This window comes from Xanthomonas sp. CFBP 8152 (genome assembly GCF_014199025.1).
GTDB classification, from domain to species: Bacteria; Pseudomonadota; Gammaproteobacteria; order Xanthomonadales; family Xanthomonadaceae; genus Xanthomonas; species Xanthomonas arboricola_B.
This window is the reverse complement of the sequence record NZ_JACHNO010000002.1, coordinates 59533-79763: the sequence shown is the minus strand read 5'-3', so window position 1 is coordinate 79763 and position 20231 is coordinate 59533. Positions and strand designations below refer to the sequence as shown.

The 20231-nt window shown below is 64.6% G+C and carries 16 protein-coding genes; 11 read left to right on the top strand and 5 right to left on the bottom strand.

Features of this window, described 5'->3' with window-relative positions; genetic code table 11:
- Window positions 1-54: 54 nt before the first annotated feature.
- The 5 genes from FHT09_RS07825 (at window position 55) to FHT09_RS07805 (ending at window position 5852) form a co-directional block, all read left to right on the top strand.
- Complete coding sequence (locus tag FHT09_RS07825; protein ID WP_258077157.1) at window positions 55-666, top strand: helix-turn-helix domain-containing protein; 612 nt, start codon at window positions 55-57, stop codon at window positions 664-666.
- A complete protein-coding gene (locus FHT09_RS07820; RefSeq protein ID WP_104604507.1) occupies window positions 666-1388 on the top strand; it encodes a hypothetical protein in 723 nt (240 codons plus the stop codon). Before FHT09_RS07825 ends, FHT09_RS07820 begins: the two co-directional genes overlap by 1 nt.
- Window positions 1389-1392: 4 nt before the next feature.
- Window positions 1393-2862, top strand: a complete 1470-nt coding sequence (locus FHT09_RS07815; RefSeq protein WP_104604509.1) for a class I SAM-dependent DNA methyltransferase — start codon at window positions 1393-1395, stop codon at window positions 2860-2862.
- The gene (locus FHT09_RS07810; RefSeq protein ID WP_104604511.1) at window positions 2859-5195 is read left to right on the top strand and encodes a restriction endonuclease subunit S; all 2337 of its coding nucleotides are present in this window, start codon (window positions 2859-2861) and stop codon (window positions 5193-5195) included. The genes FHT09_RS07815 and FHT09_RS07810 overlap by 4 nt, the downstream gene beginning before the upstream one ends.
- Before the next feature lie 387 nt (window positions 5196-5582).
- Window positions 5583-5852, top strand: a complete 270-nt coding sequence (locus tag FHT09_RS07805) for a hypothetical protein (protein ID WP_104604513.1) — start codon at window positions 5583-5585, stop codon at window positions 5850-5852.
- 2 nt (window positions 5853-5854) lie between these two features.
- On the opposite strand, the gene FHT09_RS07800 is transcribed toward FHT09_RS07805, so the two are convergent.
- Window positions 5855-6484, bottom strand: a complete 630-nt coding sequence (locus FHT09_RS07800) for a TetR/AcrR family transcriptional regulator (RefSeq protein ID WP_104604515.1) — start codon at window positions 6482-6484, stop codon at window positions 5855-5857.
- Window positions 6485-6657: 173 nt separating this feature from the next.
- Between FHT09_RS07800 and FHT09_RS07795 the strand changes: the two genes are divergently transcribed.
- The 3 genes from FHT09_RS07795 to FHT09_RS07785 all read left to right on the top strand — a co-directional run bounded on the left by FHT09_RS07795 (window position 6658) and on the right by FHT09_RS07785 (window position 10193).
- Entirely contained in the window at window positions 6658-7446 is a 789-nt protein-coding gene (locus FHT09_RS07795; RefSeq protein ID WP_104604517.1) for a histidine phosphatase family protein, read from the top strand.
- Window positions 7446-8315 carry an NAD(P)H-hydrate dehydratase gene (locus tag FHT09_RS07790; RefSeq protein ID WP_104604519.1) on the top strand — a complete coding sequence of 290 codons (870 nt, stop codon included), beginning with the start codon at window positions 7446-7448 and terminating at the stop codon, window positions 8313-8315. The genes FHT09_RS07795 and FHT09_RS07790 overlap by 1 nt, the downstream gene beginning before the upstream one ends.
- A gap of 321 nt (window positions 8316-8636) precedes the next feature.
- Entirely contained in the window at window positions 8637-10193 is a 1557-nt protein-coding gene (locus FHT09_RS07785) for a glycoside hydrolase family 30 protein (RefSeq protein WP_258077160.1), read from the top strand.
- Between the two features lie 135 nt (window positions 10194-10328).
- Here the strand turns inward: FHT09_RS07785 and FHT09_RS07780 are convergent, their stop codons facing one another.
- Together FHT09_RS07780 and FHT09_RS07775 are read right to left on the bottom strand one after the other, a co-directional pair.
- A complete protein-coding gene (locus FHT09_RS07780; protein WP_104604525.1) occupies window positions 10329-12134 on the bottom strand; it encodes a glycoside hydrolase family 15 protein in 1806 nt (601 codons plus the stop codon).
- Window positions 12131-13033, bottom strand: coding sequence for an SDR family oxidoreductase (locus tag FHT09_RS07775; RefSeq protein WP_104538309.1), 903 nt, complete (start codon window positions 13031-13033; stop codon window positions 12131-12133). The genes FHT09_RS07780 and FHT09_RS07775 overlap by 4 nt, the downstream gene beginning before the upstream one ends.
- A gap of 186 nt (window positions 13034-13219) precedes the next feature.
- On the opposite strand from FHT09_RS07775, the gene FHT09_RS07770 reads away from it, so the two are divergent.
- On the top strand, window positions 13220-13927 hold the full coding sequence (locus FHT09_RS07770; RefSeq protein WP_104604527.1) for a DUF429 domain-containing protein: 708 nt from the start codon (window positions 13220-13222) through the stop codon (window positions 13925-13927).
- On the opposite strand, the gene FHT09_RS07765 is transcribed toward FHT09_RS07770, so the two are convergent.
- A complete protein-coding gene (locus FHT09_RS07765; protein WP_104604529.1) occupies window positions 13921-16281 on the bottom strand; it encodes a GH92 family glycosyl hydrolase in 2361 nt (786 codons plus the stop codon). The genes FHT09_RS07770 and FHT09_RS07765 overlap by 7 nt on opposite strands.
- Before the next feature lie 310 nt (window positions 16282-16591).
- Between FHT09_RS07765 and FHT09_RS07760 the strand changes: the two genes are divergently transcribed.
- Together FHT09_RS07760 and FHT09_RS07755 are read left to right on the top strand one after the other, a co-directional pair.
- Window positions 16592-17230, top strand: a complete 639-nt coding sequence (locus FHT09_RS07760; protein ID WP_104604531.1) for an alpha-ketoglutarate-dependent dioxygenase AlkB — start codon at window positions 16592-16594, stop codon at window positions 17228-17230.
- Window positions 17231-17604: 374 nt separating this feature from the next.
- Entirely contained in the window at window positions 17605-19299 is a 1695-nt protein-coding gene (locus FHT09_RS07755) for an FAD-dependent oxidoreductase (RefSeq protein ID WP_184416904.1), read from the top strand.
- Window positions 19300-19446: 147 nt separating this feature from the next.
- On the opposite strand, the gene FHT09_RS07750 is transcribed toward FHT09_RS07755, so the two are convergent.
- On the bottom strand, window positions 19447-20193 hold the full coding sequence (locus FHT09_RS07750; protein WP_047124152.1) for an EAL domain-containing protein: 747 nt from the start codon (window positions 20191-20193) through the stop codon (window positions 19447-19449).
- Window positions 20194-20231 lie beyond the last annotated feature (38 nt).

Sequence of the window (20231 nt, the reverse complement as noted above, 5' to 3'; positions counted from 1 at the left end):
AGGACATGGGACGGGCCCTTTCCGTTACTCATGAAAAGTCAAGACATCCTGCTCTTGCTGAAGCTGGTCAGCCTTGAGCGCCAGCAATCGGTCCCTGTAGGCGGCGAGAAAGCAGCGCTCGGCATTCCCGATGACTGGCGCGGCTGGGCCATGTCGGCGGCTCAGGAGGATGGGGGGGCGAGCGGCTTGGCCGAAGACGCGTTCTCCGTGCGCGGCCTTGAGGAGTCCACCGGCATCAGCAAATCGGAAGTCAGTCAGGCGCTCCGGCGTTGCGCCGACGTGGGGCTGGTCGTGGCCGAGCGCGGCAGCGGCATCCCGCGCGCCAACACGCGCGCCCTGCTGGGCTTTGTGATGAATGGGCTGAAGTATGTGTTCCCGGCGCGCCCGGGCCCGATCGTCCGCGGCATTCCCACGGCACACGCCGCGCCGGTGCTGGTCGATCGCCTGTTGTCCGCAGGCGAACACATCTACGTCTGGGAGGACGGCTACGGCAGCGAGCAGGGCCAGCGCGTGGAGCCGCTCTACAAGAGCGTGCCGCGTGCCGTACGTCGCGATGCGAAGCTGTACGCCATGCTGGCGCTGGTGGACGCGATCCGGCTGGGGCGTGAGCGTGAGTCGGCGCTTGCCGGCAGTGTGCTGACCCAATACCTGCGGGAGGTGCCGTAATGGGCACGCCTGGAAACTGGGATATCCAGCAGCACATGCTGGCACGCGTGGCCGAAGCGCTTGGGCCGGATCTGCTGCCGGAAGTCGCCTTCGTTGGCGGCTGCACCACCGGTCTGCTGATGACAGACTCGGTAAGCCGGGAAGCTGTTCGCTTTACCGAAGACGTCGACTTGATCGTGCACGTCATGGGCTTGGGCAGTTGGTACCGCCTGCAGCAGTTACTGGCCGGTAAGGGCTTTCGCACCTCGCCCAATGACGACGTCGTCTGCCGCACCCGCTTGCGCGATCAACATGCCAGCGAGCTGATCGTCGATTTCATGCCTGATGACGCTGCCGTCCTCGGATTCAGCAATCGCTGGTATGCCGATGCGCTGCGTGAGGCGTACGATCACGCACTGCCGACCGGTGTGAAGATCCGCGTGGTCGCTCCAGCCTACTTTCTGGGCACCAAGCTGGAGGCCTACCGGGGGCGCGGCAACCGTGATCCATTGGCCAGCCGGGATGTCGAGGACATCCTCAATGTCGTGGATGGCCGCGCCAGCCTGTGCGATGAGGTCGCGCAGGCGTCAACGACATTGCAGTTGGATATCGCACAGGGGATCGCCGAACTCCTGCGCCACCGCGACTTCAACTATGCCGTTCAGGCTACTTCCAACAACAACCGCCAGCGCGAGGAGTTGATCTTCACGCGGCTGGACGCACTTGCATCCTTCAACAGGTAACACGATGTCGATCAGCGGTGCCATCAAATCCATCCAGGACATCATGCGCAAGGACTCCGGCGTCGACGGAGACGCCCAGCGCATCGGCCAGCTGGTGTGGATGTTGTTCCTCAAAATCCTCGATGACCGTGAGCAGGAATGGGAGCTTATCCACGAGGACTACCGTTCGCCGTTGCCGCAGCGGCTGCGTTGGCGCAACTGGGCGGCCGATCCGGAAGGGATCACCGGTGATGAGCTGAAAAGCTTCATCGATGTTGACCTGTTTCCCGATCTGCGCGATCTGACACCGCGCCACAGCAAGCCGCTGGGCTTTGTCGTGCGCGATGTGTTCCAGGACGCCTACAACTACATGAAGTCCGGGCAGCTGATCCGCCAGGTGCTCAACAAGATCCAGAGTGGTGTGGACTTCAACAAGGCGCAGGAGCGCCATGCGTTCGGCGACATGTACGAGCAGCTGTTGCGCGACCTGCAGAGCGCCGGCAACGCAGGCGAGTTCTACACGCCGCGCCCGGTGACCGAATTCATGGTGCGCATGGTCGACCCCAAGCTGCATGAAAAGGTGATGGACCCTGCCTGTGGCACCGGCGGCTTCCTCACCTGCGCCATCGAGCACAAGCGCCAACGCTATGTGCGCACCGCCGAGGACGAGGCCATCCTGCAGGCCAGCATCTTCGGCGTGGAGAAGAAGCCGCTGCCGCACCTTCTGGCCACCACCAACATGGTGCTGCACGGCATCGAGGTGCCCAGCCAGATCAAGCACGACAACACCCTGGCGCGCCCGCTGATCAGTTGGGGGCCGGGCGAGCGGGTCGACTGCATCGTCGCCAATCCACCGTTTGGCGGCATGGAAGAAGACGGCATCGAAAGCAACTTCCCCGCCGCCTTCCGCACCCGTGAAACCGCGGACCTGTTCCTGGTGCTGATCATGCACCTGCTCAAGGACGGTGGCCGCGCCGCCGTGGTGCTACCCGATGGCTTTCTCTTCGGTGAGGGCATCAAGAGCCGTATCAAGGAAAAGCTGCTCACCGAGTGCAACCTGCACACCATCGTTCGCCTGCCCAACGGCGTGTTCAACCCCTACACCGGCATCAAGACCAACCTGCTGTTCTTCACCAAGGGCACGCCCACCAAGAACGTGTGGTTCTACGAGCACCAGTACCCGGCCGGGTACAAGAGTTACTCCAAGACCAAGCCCATGCGCGTCGAGGAGTTCGCCGTTGAGGAAGCCTGGTGGGGCAGCGAGGCCGATGGCTTTGCTGCTCGCCAGGAAAATGAATTCGCCTGGAAGGTCAGCTTCGAAGAGCTACAAAGCCGCAACTGGAACCTCGACAGCAAGAACCCGCATGTGGGCGAGCAGATCAGCCACGACCCGGACGAGCTGCTGCGCGGCTATGCCGCCCTGCAAGGCGCGATTGACGGGTTGCGTGACCAGCTCAAGGCTGTGCTGGCCGAAGCGCTGGAGCGCCGGGTATGACGACGCTGCTTACCCGCAATCTGCCGCTGCTGGCAGGCGCGCCCAATGGTATCAAGAAGCTGCGCGAGCTGATTCTGGAGCTGGCGGTGCGTGGCAAGCTGGTGCCGCAAGATCCGAATGATGAGCCGGCGAGTGAGCTGCTGAAGCGGATTGCGGAGGAAAAAGCGCGGTTGGTGGCTGAGGGGAAGATCAAGAAGCAGAAGCCACTTGCCGAGATTGGCGAAGAAGAGACACCGTTTGAAGTGCCTACCAACTGGGCGTGGACGCGTCTTGGAGAGTTGGGTTTAGTCGGGTCTAGTTCGCGTGTACACCAGAAAGACTGGCAAACTAGCGGTATTCCTTTCTACCGTGCCCGGGAAATAGTTCGGCTATCCAAAGATGGTTTTGTCGAAAACGAATTATTTATTTCGGAGGCTCTATATCAAGAGCTTTCCACAGGAGAGTCAGCGCCGAAAGTAGGAGACATAATGCTGACAGGTGTAGGGACAATTGGTGTCCCATACCGCGTACAGAAAACAGATCGTTTTTACTTTAAGGATGCCAGCGTCCTGATTTTCAAAAATCATATAGCGGATAATTCAGGCTATCTTATTAAGTACTTCGTTTCTCCGCTATGGATAGAGAAAATTCACGCTGAGAGCATGGGTACGACAGTACACACGCTCACTATAGCCAGAGCAAATGAAACACTCTGCCCACTGCCGCCACTCGCCGAACAACGCCGCATCGTCGCCAAAGTCGATGAGCTGATGGCCCTGTGCGACCGTCTGGAAGCCCGGCAGGCCGATGCCGATAGCGCCCACGCCCAACTGGTGCAGGCGCTGCTGGGTAGCCTGACACAGGCCCGCGATGCCGAAGACTTCGCGCAGAACTGGCAGCGCCTGGCCGAGCACTTCCACACCCTTTTCACCACTGAATCTAGCATCGACGCCCTCAAGCAAACCCTGCTGCAACTGGCCGTTATGGGGAAATTGGTGCCGCAAGATCCTGGCGATGAGCTGGCGAGCGAGTTGCTCAAGCGTATTGCTGAGGAAAAGACCAGTTTGGTGGCTGATGGTAAGCTCAAGAAGCAGAAGCCGCTCGCTGAGATTGATGAGTCCGAAATGTCATTTGAGCTTCCTTTGGGCTGGAGGTGGAAACGCTTTGTCGAACTTGCATTGGATGTTTCTACTGGTCCATTTGGATCGTTGATACATCAATCAGACTATGTAGATGGGGGGGTTCCCTTGGTGAACCCATCTCACATGATCGATGGGCGCATAGTTGCTGATAGTTCTGTGTCTCTTTCACTCGAAATGGCTAAAAGCCTTGATTCATACCGACTATCGGCTGGTGACATTGTTATGGCTCGACGTGGTGAAGTTGGGCGCGCGGCACTGGTCACCGAAACGGAGGAGGGTTGGCTCTGTGGAACCGGAAGCTTCGTTCTCCGATTTACGTCGGAAATTTCAAGGGCCTATGTCTGGATTCTGTTACGGTGCCATTCGGTTCGCACTTATCTGGCCGGCGCAGCCGTGGGTACTACCATGGTGAATCTAAATCACGGCATTCTTCTGAAAATGCCAATTGCGGTTCCGCCAATTGCCGAACAACACCGCATCGTTGCCAAGGTCGATCAACTGATGGCGCTCTGCGACCAACTCAAAACCCGCCTCGGCGAGGCCCGCCAAGTGCATGGGAATTTGGCTAATGCGTTGATTGGCCAAGCTCTGAATGGTGGGAGGGAGTCAAGGGCTGAGGTTGTTGACTTCAGTGCTTACCTGATTTCAAAGCTCGCGTCACGACGCACCTTTGGGCGTGTTGCGCATATGAAGTTGCTGTTTTTGGCGGATTCCCATCTGGGCTTGGGTTTGATGGATGGATATCGTCGCCATGCTGCGGGTCCGCTCGATACGACGATTTATAGAGTGGAGGAGCGTGCCGCTCAAGAAGGGCTGTATTCGACCTCGATCGAGGTGCTCAAATCGGGGCAGGAAAAGGTCTCCTATCACATCGGGGCGAACATCAGTCGCTCTGTCGAAACAGCGGCTTCCGCACTCGGTTCTGCTCAGAAGGAGTTGGATCGTCTTATCGCGCTATTTGAGGGGCGTAAGACTGAAGATTTGGAGGCTGTCGCAACGCTGTACGCGGTCTGGAACGACGCGCTTGCCGGGGGGCTTCATCCCAATGACGAGTGGTTGATCAGCGAGTTTCGCAGCAACTGGCATGAGGCGAAGGAGCGCTTCGCACCGGATACCTTAGCTAAGTGGCTTGGTTGGATGCGCGAGAATGGACTGGTCCCGACGGGTAACAGTGCGGTGACGAAGTCACAGGCAGCTTTCTTGTTCAATTGAATCTGCAGTGTGCGGGGTACGGGCTGATGGCAACGAGTCGGTTGAGCTCCGACGGGGAAACCTCGTTGTCGCTGGCCAATGATGCGTCTTCCAGCTCACAGCGGCGTTCGTTATCCATGCTTGACGTAGAAATTTTTCGGTAGCAATCTTTCTGCACGGAGCCTCGAAACTCTACGTGTAGCGGTACCCACCTCCGACAAACCGGTGGGTTTTTTGTGCCTGCAACTTTTGTGGGTGCAACCGACGTGATGCCTGCGTCGGGAGGGCGGCTAATACAACACTCGTAAGGGGAATACGCCCGCCGGCTACACGCGGTTTCGAGCCTCCCGACTTCCCGTCCGTCGCCTTGCGGCGGGCGGGCTGATTCCATGGAATGAGGAGCAGGCCATGACGGACGTTGTACGCGATGGGCAGCCACACCCGGGCTACTACCTGCCAGAAGGCGCGCAATACCGCCTGCAGCAATTACGCGACCACATGCGCTTTCTGGCGCGTTTGGCGCAGCCACGCACGCAGGCCGAAGAGCAATTGCGTCAGCCGGCCATCTGCATGGACGAGCTGGCGTTTTGTCTGGAGCTGCTTGCCGATCAGATGACCCATGCGCTGAAGCAGGTGCAGTGGCCGGCGAGTCTGGAAGACCAGGCGGAAAGTGGCTGACGCTACACAGGCGCAGACTTTAAAATCCCCGACAAACTCTCGCGCAGAATCAACTGCAGATGCATGCGGTTGAGCTCCATGCCGCTGGTCATCACGCTGTGCAGGCCGCCGCACATGGCGGCGACGGCGAAGACGCGGGCCTGGAATTCCTGTTCGCTGCTGGCCGGGTCGGCGTGGCCGCGCAGCAGGCGCTTGAGCAGGGCGCTGAGGTGTTCGATGAGCGATGCGCTCTGCCGGCGCATGAAGGCGGCCAGCACCGGGTCGCGCAGGGTGGCCAGGTGCAGTTCCAGGTCGATGCGGGTGCGCTTGATGTTGATTTCCTGCAGCAGCCATTCCTCGAGCAGGCCGGCGATGAAATCCACCACGTGCACGTTGGCCGGGCGTTCCACCAGCCACATCTGGCGGATGGCGCGCATGTAGTTGCGCTCCAGCAGTGCGCGCACCAGCGCGTCCTTGTCTTCGAAGCGTTGCAGCAGGCTGCCGCAGCTGACCCTTGCGCGCTCGGCGATCAATTCGAAACTGGTGGCGCCCAGGCCGATGGCGTCGATGCATTGCTCGGTGGCGTCCAGCACCTCTTCCAGCAGCAGTTCTTCGCGCTCTTTTGCCGTGCGCAGCACCAGGACGTTGGACATGGGCGGCGGGCTGGTGGGGGGCTGCAGTATAGCGGCGCGGCGTTACCCATCCGTTGCGTTCGCTTGTTGCTGTGCCATCAGTCATGGATGCGCGTGCGTATTGAAACGCCGGTCACGGATGCGCTGGTCGACCATGTTTTCACGGCGGCTGTGCGACACGTGAGGCCGACGTTGTGCAGGAGAAGCATGTGAGTGAGAACAGTGCGGTAGCCGGTGTCTCGGCGCAGTGGCCGGCGCGGTTGTGGGTGGTGCGGCATGGGCAGAGCGCGGGCAATGTGGCGCGTGATCTGGCCGAGTCCAACGGGGCGGCCTTGATCGACCTGGAGCACCGCGATGCGGATGTGCCGTTGTCGAACCTTGGCGAGCGCCAGGCCGAGGCGCTGGGGGCGTGGATGGCCGGCTTGCCCGAGCAGGAGCGCCCGACGCTGATCCTGAGTTCCACCTACATACGTGCGCGCCAGACCGCCGCTGCGGTGGCGCGTGCGCTGGGGCAGCCGGCCGAGTCGGTCAGCGTGGACGAGCGTTTGCGCGAGAAGGAATTCGGCGTGCTCGACCGCTACACCACGGCCGGCATTCTTGCGACCTTCCCGGAGCTGGCCGAGCAGCGCAAGCTGGTGGGCAAGTTCTACTTTCGCCCGCCCGGTGGCGAGAGCTGGTGCGATGTGATCTTCCGCCTGCGCGGGGTGGTGGGCGACCTGCAGCGCAACCATGTGGGCGCGCGGGTGCTGATCGTGGGGCATCAGGTGATCGTCAATTGCTTCCGCTACCTGATCGAGCGGATGGACGAGGCCACCATCCTGGGCATCGACCGCGAGGGCGATGTGCCCAATTGCGGCGTCACCGACTATGCGGCTGCGGCCGACGGGCAATCGCTGGAATTGCTGCGCACCAAGTTCGTGCCGCCAGAGCTGGCCGACGAGCCGGTGACCACCGAGTCCGACCGCCCGGCCGGGGCACGCTGATGGCCGCCCCGCGCATGCGCATGCTCACCGCTGCGGCCTTGCGGTCGATGCCGTTGCCGGCCCCGGGGGGCGATAAGGAGCAGCGTGGGCGCGTGTTGATCGTGGGTGGCTCGATGCGCGTGCCGGGCGCGGTGCAGCTGGCCGGCGAGGCGGCGCTGCGCACCGGTGCCGGCAAGTTGCAGATTGCCACCGCCGCCAGTGTGGCGCCGGGCATGGCCTTGGCGGTGCCGGAGGCGCTGGTGCTGGGGCTGGCGCAGAACGGGCAGGGCGAGATCGTGCGTGGGCACCGCGCGCTGGACGGGGCGATGGCGGCCTGCGATGCGGCAGTGATCGGGCCGGGGATGGCGTCGTCGGCCACCACCACGGCGATGGTCAGGCGCGCTGCCGAACAGGCGGTGTGCACCTTGGTGCTGGATGCCGGCGCGTTGTCGCGTGGCCTGCGGGCGCCGATCGGGCGGCCGTTCGTGCTGACGCCGCATGCGGGCGAGATGGCCACCCTGGCCGGCGACGACAAGGCGGCGGTGGAAGCGGCGCCGGGCGCGTACGCGCTGAAGTTTGCGCAGAAGCTGCGCAGCGTGGTGATCGTCAAGGGTGCGGACAGTTTTATTGCCGGGCCGGATGGTGCGCTGTGGATGCATCGCGGGGGTGCATCCGGGTTGGGCACCTCCGGGTCTGGCGATGTCCTGGCGGGATTGATTGCCGGGTTTGCCGCGCGCGGCTGCGATGCGTTGGGCGCTGCGTTATGGGGCGTGTTTGTGCATGCGGCGGCGGGCAGGCAGTTGGCCAAGCGGATCGGGCCGGTGGGGTTTTTGGCGCGGGAGCTTGGGTTGGAAGTGCCTGGGATTTTGGATCGGTTGGCGCGCCGCTGATCGACGCTCGTCGCGGTGATGCCGCGCGCAGACCCAAAGCCCCTCGCCAGCGGAGAGGGGTTGGGGTGAGGGTACGTTTGCTGATGGCGTGGGGCTGTCTTTCCAGACGGGGTTTATGTTGTTGCCTTGATTGCAGGGGGCAGGTTGCACTCTTGGCAGGCGTACCCTCATCCCGTCCTTCGGCCACCTTCTCCCGAGGGGAGAAGGGAGTGTCCATTGGTGGAAGGGTGCATGGTTGCGCTCGTTTGTTGCGCGATGTTGCGCCGCGTTGGTCGGTTAGGCTTGGTCACCAACCTGGGAGGGTGCACGGTGAAGCGAGTGATTGCGTGGTCGATGGTGGGAGTTCTGGGAGTTTGGGGTGCTGCGACTGAGACGGTGTTGGCATCTGCAGCAACAACAGCAACAGCATCAGCAACACCGATTCCGGTGCCGGCATCGACGGCATCTGCATCCACGCCCGCATCGAAAGCGGTAGAAGCTGCGGATGCTGCTGCTGCACCAGTAGCACCCGCCGGCGCACTACGCGTCTACACCTCCGCCCAAGGCGCAACGCAGCAGATGCGTGTCAGCACTGTCGAGGTGCCCAGGGCCCGGCATGCGTTGACCGAGAAAGAGAACTCCATCTTCGTCAATCCGCAGCGGCGCTTCCAGGAGGTGCTGGGCATCGGCGGGGCGATCACCGATGCCAGTGCCGAGACCTTCGCCAAGCTGCCCAAGCCTGCGCAGCGCGCATTGCTCACTGCCTACTACGACCCGCAAAAAGGCATCGGCTATACGCTGGCGCGCACCACCATCCACAGTTCGGATTTCAGCAGTGGCAGCTACACCTATATCAAGGACGGCGATGCGGCGCTGAAGAGCTTTTCGGTCAGCCACGATCAGCGTTATCGCATCCCGATGCTGCGCCAGGCCATTGCGGCGGCCGGCGGCAAGTTGACGACCTTCGCCAGCCCATGGAGCGCGCCGGCCTTCATGAAAGACAGCAACAACATGCTCAAGGGCGGCAAGTTGCTGCCCGCGTATGCGCAGGCCTGGGCCACCTACTACACGCGCTTCATTGCGGCCTACGAAAAAGCCGGTATCCCGATCTGGGGCATCAGCCTGCAGAACGAGCCGATGGCGGTGCAGACCTGGGAGTCGATGGTGTTTTCCGCCGAGGAAGAGCGCGACTTCCTGAAGAACCACCTCGGCCCGACGATGGCGCAGGCCGGCTATGGCGACCGCAAGATCATCGTGTGGGACCACAACCGCGACATGATGCTGCACCGCGCGCACGTGATCTTCGACGATCCGGAAGCGGCGAAATACGCGTGGGGCATGGGCTTCCACTGGTACGAGACCTGGGCCGGGTTCGCGCCGATGGTGGAGAACGTCGCAGCCGTGGCGCAGGCGTACCCGGACAAGCCGCTCCTGCTGACCGAAGCGGCTGTGGAAAAGTTCGACCCGGCAAAGCTGCAGTACTGGCCCAATGGCGAGCGCTATGGCACCGCCATCATCAACGATCTCAATCATGGTGCGGTGGGCTGGACCGACTGGAACATCCTGCTCGATCAAAATGGCGGGCCGAACCATGTGGGCAATTACTGCTTTGCGCCGGTGCATGCCGACACGCGCACCGGCGAGGTGATCTACACGCCGAGCTATTGGTACATCGGCCACTTTTCCAAGTTCATCCGCCCCGGTGCGCGGCGGGTGAGTGCGGCCAGCAGCCGCAGCAATCTGGCAACGACGTCCTTTCTCAACACCGATGGCAGCCTGGCCACGGTGGTGATGAATGCCAGCGATGTGGCGATCCGTTACAACCTGTACGTGGGCGAGGCATCGAGCGAACTGGACATTCCGGCGCATGCCATTCAGACAGTGGTGGTGGCGCGCTAGCGCCAGCGGTGGCGTCGGGCGCGCGGGTGAGGACGTGCACCCTCAGCCGCGCTGCGCTTTCTCCAGCCTTGCGGAAAAAGAAGGCACATTCGCAGATGCCGGGTTGTTACGCGCAGCGGTGATGCCCGACGCCGGCTAATCGCCATCCACGGCCAGCGCCGCGTGGATCAAGGCGAGGTGGCTCAGGCCTTGCGGCAGGTTGCCCAGGGCCTGGCCGTCAGTGGCATCCACCATCTCCGGCATCAGGCCGACATCGTTGCCCAGCTGGTGCAGCAATTGCTCGAACAGGCGCCTGGCCTCGGCACGCTCGCCAAGCAGGCCGTAGGACTCCACCAGCCAGAACGCACAGGCGATGAACGCGCCTTCGCGGTGCTGCATGCCGCTGTAGCGATGCACCAACGCGCCGGTGCCAAGCTCTTTGCGGATGGCATCGCGGGTGGCGATCATGCGCTCGCGGCGCGGGCCGCCCAGGCCGAAGCGCGAAGCCAGCAACAGGCTGGCGTCCAGGTCTTCGGTGCCGGCATAGAAGGTGTATGCCTGCTTGGCCTGCGACCAGCACCGTGCGTCGATCCACTCCAGGATGCGTTCCTGTTCGCGTTCCCAGCGCGGCAACATGGCGACGGAGAGGTGGCCGGCCCTGGCCAGCTCGCTGGCGCGGCGCAGCGCCAGCCAGCATTCCACCTTCGACATGGTGTAGTGCTCTTGGGTTTGCAGTTCCCAGAAGCCGGCATCCTTGCGCATCCAGGTGTCGGCGCATTCGTTGCCGAGCTCGAACAGCTGGCGCGCGGTTTCCCGGTCGAGGATATGACCGGCATCGAGAAAGCGCGCTGCCATTTCGAAGATGTCGCCATACAGACACAGCTGCAACTGGGTGCTGGCCGTGTTGCCCACGCGCACCGGGCGCGTATTGCGGTAACCGGGGATGTCGATCTCGCGCTCGTCCGGTACCAGGGCGCCGTCGAGGGTGTAGCACGGACGAACCCCCGGGCGATGGTGCCGGATGGTGCGCATCAACCAGCTGAAGGCGGCCTTGGCGTCAGCCAGGGCGCCCACGCGCAGGAAGGCCTTGGTGGTGTAGGCCGCATCGCGCACCCAGGCATAGCGGTAGTCCCAGTTACCGTTCTCACCGATCTGCTCGGGCAGCGAGGTGGTGACCGCAGCGGCGATGGCGCCGGTGGGCGAGAACCACAGGAACTTGAGTGCCAGCGCCGAGCGGATCACCGCGTCGCGGTAGCCGTTGTCGTAGCGCAGGTTGCCGCTCCATTGCCGCCACTCGGCGTCGCTGCGATCGATACGGCCGTTGATGTCCTCCAGCGTCGGCACGGGCAGGGCATCGTCTTCGGCAGCCAGCAAGGCGACCACATGCGTGTCGCCCGCGCCCACCGTGAGCGTGGCCTGCACGCCACGGTCGTCGCAGTGCGTGACCTGCACGGCGTTGCTGTCGAAGCGCAGCATGGTCATCAATTGGCCGATGTGATGCACCCGCCCGTTCGGGGTGTCGCTTTGCCAGGGCGTGGCTTGCCCGGCACGCGTACCGGGCCGGTAGAGCAGATCGAAGACCGCATCGCCTTCGATGCCTTCCAGGCGCCGGGCCAGTTCGGACCACGGCAGCAGCCCGGCCTCGCCGCTGTTGAGCGATTCGGTCAGGCGCGCAATGCCGGTGTCGGTGGTGCAGGTGGTTTCGAGGATGTTGCTGCCGTCGCGATAGCGGCGTTGCACATGCTGCAGGCCACGTGGCGTCAGCGCGAAGTAGCCGCCCTCGTTGGCATCGAGCAGGCGATCGAACAACGGCGGTGCGTCCATCTTCGGCACGCACCACCAGTCGATGCTGCCGTCCGCACCGGACAGGGCCACCGAGCGGCCGTCACCGATCGCCGCATAGGCGGCAATCGGCAAGGCACCGGTGGCATCGCGTTGGAAGCAGACCCGGTGGCGGCTCAAGACAGCAGCAGGCCGCCGGTGGCGCCGAAGACCTCGCCGGTGACGTAGCTGGATTCCTGCGAGGCCAGGATCACATACAGCGGCGCCATCTCCACCGGCTGACCGGCACGCTTGAGCGGGGTTTCCGAGCCGAACTCGGGAATCTTCTCCGGCGGTTGGCCACCGCTGGGTTGCAGCGGGGTCCATACCGGGCCGGGGGCGACTGCGTTGACGCGGATGCCCTTCTCGGCGACCTGCTGGGCCAGGCCCTTGGTGAAGTTGACGATGGCGGCCTTAGTGGACGCATAGTCCAGCAGCGTCGGCGAGGGCTGGTAGGACTGGATCGAGCCGGTGTTGATGATGGATGCGCCCGGCGGCAGGTGCGGGATGGCCGCCTTGCACAGCCAGAACATCGCATACACGTTGGTCTTGTAGGTGGCGTCGAACTGCTCGGTGGTTATGTCGGCGATGTCTTTCACCGCGGTCTGCTTGCCGGCGATGTTGACCAAAAGGTCCAGCCCGCCAAGCTCCTTGACCGCGCGTGCGACCAGTTCATTGCAGAAGGCTTCGTCCTTCAAGTCGCCCGGGATGCTGATGGCTTTGCGGCCTTCGGCCTGGATCAACTTCACCACTTCCGCGGCGTCCTGCTCTTCTTCCGGCAGGTAGTTCAGCACGATGTCGGCGCCTTCGCGTGCGTAGGCAATCGCAGTGGCGCGGCCGATGCCCGAGTCGGCACCGGTGATCAGCGCCTTGCGGCCCTTCAGGCGGCCGAAGCCCTGGTAGCTCTGCTCGCCATGGTCGGCCTTGGGCTGCAATGCATGGACGGTGCCCGGTGCTTCCTGGGTCTGCTCGGGGAACTTGGGCTGCGGAAACTGGGTAAGCGGGTTCTGCATTTCGTACTGGTTCTTGGTGCTGGACATGCACTGGCTCCTGCATTGGGGGATGGCAAGGGCGCAGCGTGCTGCGGCCCGATGCAGAGCAGTCTGGAAACACTGGCGATGCGTGCGGGTGAACGAATGTTGTGCATGATGTGAACGCGCCACGCCGATCACCTGCGAGCGGTGCTACGGGCGCCGTGCCTGCAGACCACGACCGGGAGGACAACAATGCAGTGTGTAGGGATCGATGGCGCCGGTAGCGGTTGGCTGGCGGTGTGGCAGGCCGACGATGGATTGCAGTTTGCCGGCTACCCCACCGTCGCCGCGGTGGCGAACGCATTACGCGGCATCGCTGTGCTGGCTGTGGATATTCCGATCGGTTTGAGCGAGCACGCGCCCCGCGCTGCGGATGTGCAGGCGCGGCGCGTTGTTGGTGGGCGCCGCGCATCCAGCATCTTTGCCGCGCCATTGCGCGGCATGCTGCATGCGAGCACGCAGGTGGACGCTTCTGCGTTGCATCGGGTGCTGGACCACGACGGGCAGCGTGGCTTTGGCGTGCAGTCGTTTGCGCTGCTGTCGAAGATCCGCGCCTGGGACGATGCCTTGCGCGCCGATCCGTTGTGGGCCGAGCGCGTGTTCGAGGTGCACCCGGAGGTGTCGTTCGCCGTGCTCGCCAGCGGGCACGGCCTGGCGGCGGGCAAGAAGAGCACTGCGGGCCATCAACAGCGCGCCGCCTTGCTGGGCCGGCGCTATGGCGCCAGGCAGGTGGCCGCGTTGCTGGGGCGGGTGCCGCGTGCGCTGGCCAAGCCGGACGATGTGCTGGATGCCCTGGTGGCCTGCTGGAGCGCGCAGCGCATTGCCGCAGGTACCGCCGGCAGCCTGCCGGCGGTGGTGGAACGCGATGCCTGCGGGCTACGCATGGGCATCCACTACTGACTCAGCGCGTTGGTGGACATGGAATACGGCCGCTGCGCCGGATCGGTGGCCCATTGCGTGTTCGGCGTGGCCTGCATGCGGAAGCGCAATTCGCCGCCGGCCTGAATTTCTTCATGCGTGAGGTAGGCGCGGGTCAGCGGCTGGCCGTTGAGGGTGACGCTGCCGATGTAGCTGCGCGCCTTGCTCAGGCCATCGGCAATCACGCTGAAGCGCTTGCCATTGGGCAGCTTGAGCGTGGCGCGCGGCAGGAACGGGCGGCCGAGGATGTACTGGTTGCTGCCCGGTGCCACCGGATAGAAGCCCAGCGTGGTGAACACGTACCAGGCCGACATCTGGCCAAGGTCGTCGTTGCCGGCCAGGCCTTCGGGGCCGGCGTGATACTGGGTGTCCATGATCTGGGTCAGCCGCGCCTGGGTGCGCCAGGGCTGGCCGGCGTAGGCGTACAGATAGGCGACATGGTGGCTGGGCTCGTTGCCGTGCGCATACCAGCCGATCAGGCCGGTGATGTCTTCCATATGCGCGAACACCTTGGGGTCGACCTTGGCATCGAACACCGCATCCAGGCGCGCGAGCAGCGTGTCGCCGCCGCCGTGTGCGGCGGCAAGTCCTGCGACATCCTGCGGCACGTACCAGGAGTATTGCCAGGCATTGCCTTCGGTGTAGTCGCTGCCGTAGCCGCTGGCCGAGGGGTCGAACGGCGCGCGGAAGTCACCCGCACGGGTGCGCGCGCGCATGTAGCCGGTGGCCGGGTCGAAGGCGTGTTTCCAGTTGCCGGCGCGCTTGCTGAATTCCGCGGCGATGGCGGGCTTGCCGAGCTTGTCGGCCATGCGCGCGATGGTCCAGTCGTCGAAGGCGTATTCCAGCGTCTTGGAGGCGGCTTCGCCTTCTTCGTCGATGGGCACGTAGCCCAGCTCGCGGTACTGCGCGATGCCGTCGTAGGGGCCGTAGTTGGCGCTGGCGACCATGGCATCGAGCGCTTGCTCGGCATCGAAGCCGCCGATGCCTTTCATGTAGGCGTCGGCGATCACCGGCACGGCATGGTAGCCGATCATGCACCAGGTTTCCAGGCCGTGGAACGCCCAGACGGGCAGGATGCCGTAGGCGCTCTCGCGGCGCGAGGCGAGCAACGAATTGACCATGTCGCTGCTGCGTTGCGGCGGCTGCACCAGGGTCAGCAACGGATGCAGCGCGCGGTAGGTATCCCAGAGCGAGAAGGTGGAATAGTTGGTCCAGCCATGTGCCTGATGCACGGCGTTGTCCGGCCCGCGGTACTGGCCATCGCTGTCCATGAACAGGGTGGGGCCGAGCAGGGTGTGATACAGCGCGGTGTAGAGCTGGGTGCGTTGTTGCGGCGTGCCTTGCGCATCGATCGCCGCCAGCGCCTGTGTCCACTGCGCGCGCGCATCGGCGCGCACGCGGTCGAAATCGAAACCGGGCACCTCCGCATCGAGATTGGCGATGGCACCGGCCTCGCTGACCGGCGACAGCGCAACCTTGACCACCAGCGGCGTGCCATCGTTGGCGACGTCGAACACGCCGACCAGCTGCCGGCCTTCGATCTGTGCACGCTGTGCGGGATTCTTCTCGCCCGGCGGCGGAAAGCCCTTGTACGGGATGTCCTGCTCGGTGTCGTGCAATTGCGTGGCGGTGAGCGGGCGGGAAAAACGCATGGCGAAGTACAGCTGGCGGCCGGGTGCCCAGCCGCGTGTTTCGCGGAAGCCGGTCACGGTGCCATCGCCGCGTACGCGCAGCCGCGACCACTGCACCTTGCCGGGGTAGTCGTACAGGCTGGTGCGCAGGTCCACCAACACGTGTGCCGGTGTGCCCTTGGGGAAGGTGTAGCGATGCACACCCACGCGCGCACTGGCGGTGAGTTCGGCGCGGATGTTGCGGTCTTTCAAGGTCACCGCGTAATAGCCGGGTTGCGCCTGCTCGCTGGCATGGTCGAACTGCGCGGTGTAGCCGCTGCCCGGTGTGGCGGCATCGCCGCGTTCGAGCCTGACCTGGCCGGTCTGCGGCATCAGCAGCACATCGCCCAGGTCCGAATGCCCGGAGCCGGAAAAGTGCGTGTGCGAGAAGCCGACAATCGTGGTGTCGCCATGCCGGTAACCGGCGGCCCAGCCGTAGGCCTGCTTGCGCGGCTTGATCTGCGTGTCCGGGCTCAGCTGCACCATGCCGAACGGCAGCGTGGCGCCGGGATAGGTGTGGCCTTCGCCACCGGTGCCGATCAACGGGTCGACCGCGCTGAAGCCCGCGTCGTCCCCACGTGGCGCCGCGTTGCCGGCAAAGCTGACGCAGGCGGCAAGCAGCGCCAGCCAACGCAGGGGAGACAAGGCGATTGAGCGATGCTGCATGCGAACGGTTCCAGGCGGATGCAGCGCCGGACCGTAGCACAGCTGTCGGGCCTGATCGCATGAGGTCCATGCCTGCATCGTTGAGCTCGCTAACCGGTGCGCGGCGGGCGGCGGTGATGCGTACGCCTGTCTTTGAGAGTTTGCCGGTGTTGCGCGCAGGAGACAGCGGGTGCACAGATCGGTCGCCTTTCTACACGGAACGAGCGCAATGCCAGCAGCTGCGAGATAGCGTGCGAACGTAGCGCTTCGTCTGCGGGAGATCGCAACGGCAGGCTGCTGAAATCGCGCAAACCGCCCGCATATCACCGGGATGGATCTGTTCGATACTCCCACCGCGCCCGTGCAGCTGCTGCACGATACGCAAGGCGGCGTGCGCTATTGGCCGCAGCTGCTGGCGCCTGCCGTGGCGCAGCAATGCTTTGCCGCGTTGCGCCAGGCCACCGACTGGCACAGCCAGCGCCGCGAGATGTACGACCGTGTGGTGGAGGTGCCGCGCCTGCTGGCCTCGTATCGGCTGGATACGCCGCTGCCGCCCGCGCTGCCGCTGCAGGCGCTGCTCGATGCCGTGCAGGCCGTATTGCCAGCGCCGTACAACGCCGTGGGCCTGAATCTGTATCGCGATGGCCGCGACAGTGTGGCGATGCATCACGACAAGCTGCAGACGCTGCAGGCGCCGTATCCGATCGCCTTGGTGTCGCTGGGCGCGACGCGGCGGATGCAGCTGCGCGCAAAGGACGGCAACACGCGTGCGATCGGTGTGGAGCTGGCGCCCGGCAGCCTGCTGGCGATGAGCCATGCCTCGCAACTGAGCCACGAGCACGGCATCGCCAAGACCGCACGTGCGGTGGGCGAGCGCATCAGCGTGGTGTTCCGCGTGCGCCCGGCCGAGCGCATGGCCGCCGGCCAGCACGGGCCGCATTGGGAGCCGGTACAACCGCAGCGTGGCTGACAAGACGTGGTGCATGCTGCGGAGCAAGCGGAGTAAACCGAGCAACAGCAGTAACAGGAGCAACCGGAGCGTTCGAGTGCTGCGTACCAGGTGCGGGTCCAGGGCCGTGTTCGTTTGGCCGCCAGCGCGGCAGCTACGTCGGCCACGTTCTGCCCGTACGGTTGCGGTTGATTGTGCCGACCGCTTCCAGTGAGCGCACGGCACGACGTGCACGCGCGTGACGCGTCATGCCTGCATACACGCCGCACCGGTGTGCTCGCGCGGCGCTTGCGCATGGTCGCTCTGTCGCGCCCGGCATGGCGTATCCGGGTGATTGCCATCACCCTCACGGCTGGCCATGCTTGCATGTACTCCCCCCTTAGCGTCGCCATTCCATGTCCCTGGCCGATACCCGCCACCATCAGATGTTTCCCGAGCTGGACTCGGGCCAATTGGCGATCACGCGGCGGTTTGCCAGCGGGCCGGCGCAGCGTTTCGATGCGGGCGAGATCGTCTTCGACGTGGGCGATGCGCATGCGCCGGTGTGGGTGGTGCTGGAAGGCACCATCGAAGTGGTGCGGCGCGACGGGTTGGGCAACGAAAAGCCGATCACCTTGCAGACGCCCGGCCAGTTCACCGGCGAGGTCAGCCAGCTGGCCGGGCGCGCGTCGCTGGCCGGCGGGCGTGCCGGGCCGCAGGGCTGCCTGGCGTTGCCGTTCGACACCGCACACCTGCGCGCGCTGATGATCAGCTCGGCCGAAGTGGGCGAGGTGGTGATGCGCGCGTTGATCCTGCGCCGCGTCGGCTTGATCGAAGGCGATGCCTCGGGCTCGGTGTTGATCGGCGAGCCGGACGATCCGCATCTGACCCGTTTGCAGGGCTTTCTCACCCGCAACGGTTACCCGAACACGGTGATCGATGCTTCCGACGAGGAAGGCCGCGCGTTGGTGCAGCGCTTCGGCATCCAGGAACAGGAACTACCGGTGATGGTGTGCCCGAGCGGGCGGGTGCTGCGCCAGCCCAGCGATGCCGAAGCGGCGCACTGCCTGGGCATGACGCCGGACATCGACCCGGACAAGCGCTACGACGTGGCCATCGTCGGCGCCGGCCCGGCCGGCCTGGCGACGGCGGTGTATGCGGCCTCCGAAGGCCTGTCGGTGCTGGTGCTGGACCAGCGCGCCATCGGCGGCCAGGCCGGCGCCTCGGCACGGATCGAGAACTACCTGGGTTTTCCGACCGGCATTTCCGGCCAGGCGCTGGCCGGGCGCGCCTACAACCAGGCACTGAAGTTCGGTGCCGAGCTGGCGATTCCGATCGAGGCCGGCACGCTGGAATGCGGGCGCGACGATGGTGCGCTGAAGTTGGATCTGGCCGACGGCAAGCAGCTGCTGGCCAGCACCGTGGTGGTTGCCTCGGGGGCGCGTTACCGGCGTCCGGAGATCGACGGGCTGGAGCGTTTCGAAGGCCATGGGGTGTCGTACTGGGCCTCGCCGGTGGAAGCGCGGCTGTGCGAGGGCGGCGTGGTGGCGCTGGTGGGCGGTGGCAATTCCGCCGGCCAGGCGGTGGCGTTTCTGGCACCGCGGGTGAAGCAGCTGCACCTGATCATTCGCGGCGAAGGGCTGGAAGCGTCGATGTCGCAATATCTGATCGACCGCATCGCCGTGCTGCCGAACGTGCAGCTGCATACCGGCACCGAAGTGGCCGCGCTGGACGGCGACCCGGAGCGCGGCCTGCAGGCGGCGGTGTTGCGCACGCGCGCCGATGGGCAGACCACGCGGGTGGAATTGCGGCATCTGTTCCTGTTCGTCGGCGCCGACCCCAACACCGGCTGGCTGCAGCAGTGCGTGCAGACCGATGCGCGCGGCTTCGTCGTCACCGGCAATACGCGCGGCGATGGCGTGCCGGCCTGTCTGCCGCTGGAAACCAACCGCCCCGGCGTGTTCGCCATCGGCGATGTGCGGGCCGGCTCGGTCAAGCGCGTGGCCGCAGCGGTGGGCGAGGGCGCGGCGGTCGTCGCGCAGATCCATCAATACCTGGCACATCAGGCCAACCCGGGGCCGGCATCGGAACTTGCCAGTGCTGGGGAATAGGGAATAGGGATTCGGGATTCGGGATTCGGGATTCGGAAAAGCGGTTTGCGCGCTGTTTGATTTCTTCGGGTGCGGGTTATGTGTGTTGGGCGATTGCGCATCTGCTGAAGAGGGTGCGGTTTGCCTGCTTCTTGCGCACGCGCCTTCTCAGTCCGGCCAGTGCACCTGCGGCAGCACGCCGATCTGTGGGCGGGCAAACAGATAGCCTTGCTGCAGGTGGATGCCCATGTCGCGCAGGGTGCGGTATTCGTCGGGGTGCTCGATGCCTTCGGCGATGACGGCGATACCGAGTTCTTCGCACATGCGGGTGGCGTGGCGTACGATGGCCTGGCGGCTGCGGTCGGCGTCGATGCCGCGCACCAGGGCAATGTCCAGCTTGAGCAGGTCCGGCTGGAAGTCGGCCAGCAGGCCGAGGCCGGAATAGCCGGCGCCGAAGTCATCGATGGCGGTCTTCAGGCCGCGCGCCTGGTAGGTGCGCATGATGTCGAGCAGATGCGCCGGCTCGGCCAGGTGTTCCTGTTCGCTGACCTCGAAAATGATCGCGTCCAGCGGCCAGCCGTACTGCGCGGTGGCCGAGAGCGTGGCGCGCAGGCAGTGCTCGGGGTTGTAGACCGCATTGGGCATGAAGTTGATCGACAATAAGGCCGGCAGCGCGATCTGCGCGGCACATTCGATCGCCTTGATGCGGCAGGCCTGGTCAAAGGCGTAGCGGTTGCGCTCATCCACGGCGGCCAGGATGCTGCCGGCCGATTCGCCGTTGACGCCGCGCACCAGCGCTTCGCCGGCGTAGACGCTGCGGGTGGACACGTCCACGATCGGCTGGAACGCCATGGTGATGGCGGTGGGAAAGTCCTGGCCGTCGCGGCAGGCGTTGCAAACGGGGAGCGTGGGCATGGCTGAGCAATCGTGCGGCGTGGGGGTAGCCTAGCCAT

Bases quoted from the DNA above. Each gene is read 5' to 3' on its own strand.
- FHT09_RS07770 (WP_104604527.1), top strand. From the start codon at position 13,220: ATGCAGTGTGTAGGGATCGATGGCGCCGGTAGCGGTTGGCTGGCGGTG.
- FHT09_RS07810 (WP_104604511.1), top strand. From the start codon at position 2,859: ATGACGACGCTGCTTACCCGCAATCTGCCGCTGCTGGCAGGCGCGCCC.
- FHT09_RS07790 (WP_104604519.1), top strand. From the start codon at position 7,446: ATGGCCGCCCCGCGCATGCGCATGCTCACCGCTGCGGCCTTGCGGTCG.
- FHT09_RS07820 (WP_104604507.1), top strand. From the start codon at position 666: ATGGGCACGCCTGGAAACTGGGATATCCAGCAGCACATGCTGGCACGC.
- FHT09_RS07755 (WP_184416904.1), top strand. From the start codon at position 17,605: ATGTCCCTGGCCGATACCCGCCACCATCAGATGTTTCCCGAGCTGGAC.
- FHT09_RS07750 (WP_047124152.1), bottom strand. From the start codon at position 20,193: ATGCCCACGCTCCCCGTTTGCAACGCCTGCCGCGACGGCCAGGACTTT.
- FHT09_RS07760 (WP_104604531.1), top strand. From the start codon at position 16,592: ATGGATCTGTTCGATACTCCCACCGCGCCCGTGCAGCTGCTGCACGAT.
- FHT09_RS07765 (WP_104604529.1), bottom strand. From the start codon at position 16,281: ATGCAGCATCGCTCAATCGCCTTGTCTCCCCTGCGTTGGCTGGCGCTG.
- FHT09_RS07775 (WP_104538309.1), bottom strand. From the start codon at position 13,033: ATGTCCAGCACCAAGAACCAGTACGAAATGCAGAACCCGCTTACCCAG.
- FHT09_RS07800 (WP_104604515.1), bottom strand. From the start codon at position 6,484: ATGTCCAACGTCCTGGTGCTGCGCACGGCAAAAGAGCGCGAAGAACTG.
- FHT09_RS07805 (WP_104604513.1), top strand. From the start codon at position 5,583: ATGACGGACGTTGTACGCGATGGGCAGCCACACCCGGGCTACTACCTG.
- FHT09_RS07815 (WP_104604509.1), top strand. From the start codon at position 1,393: ATGTCGATCAGCGGTGCCATCAAATCCATCCAGGACATCATGCGCAAG.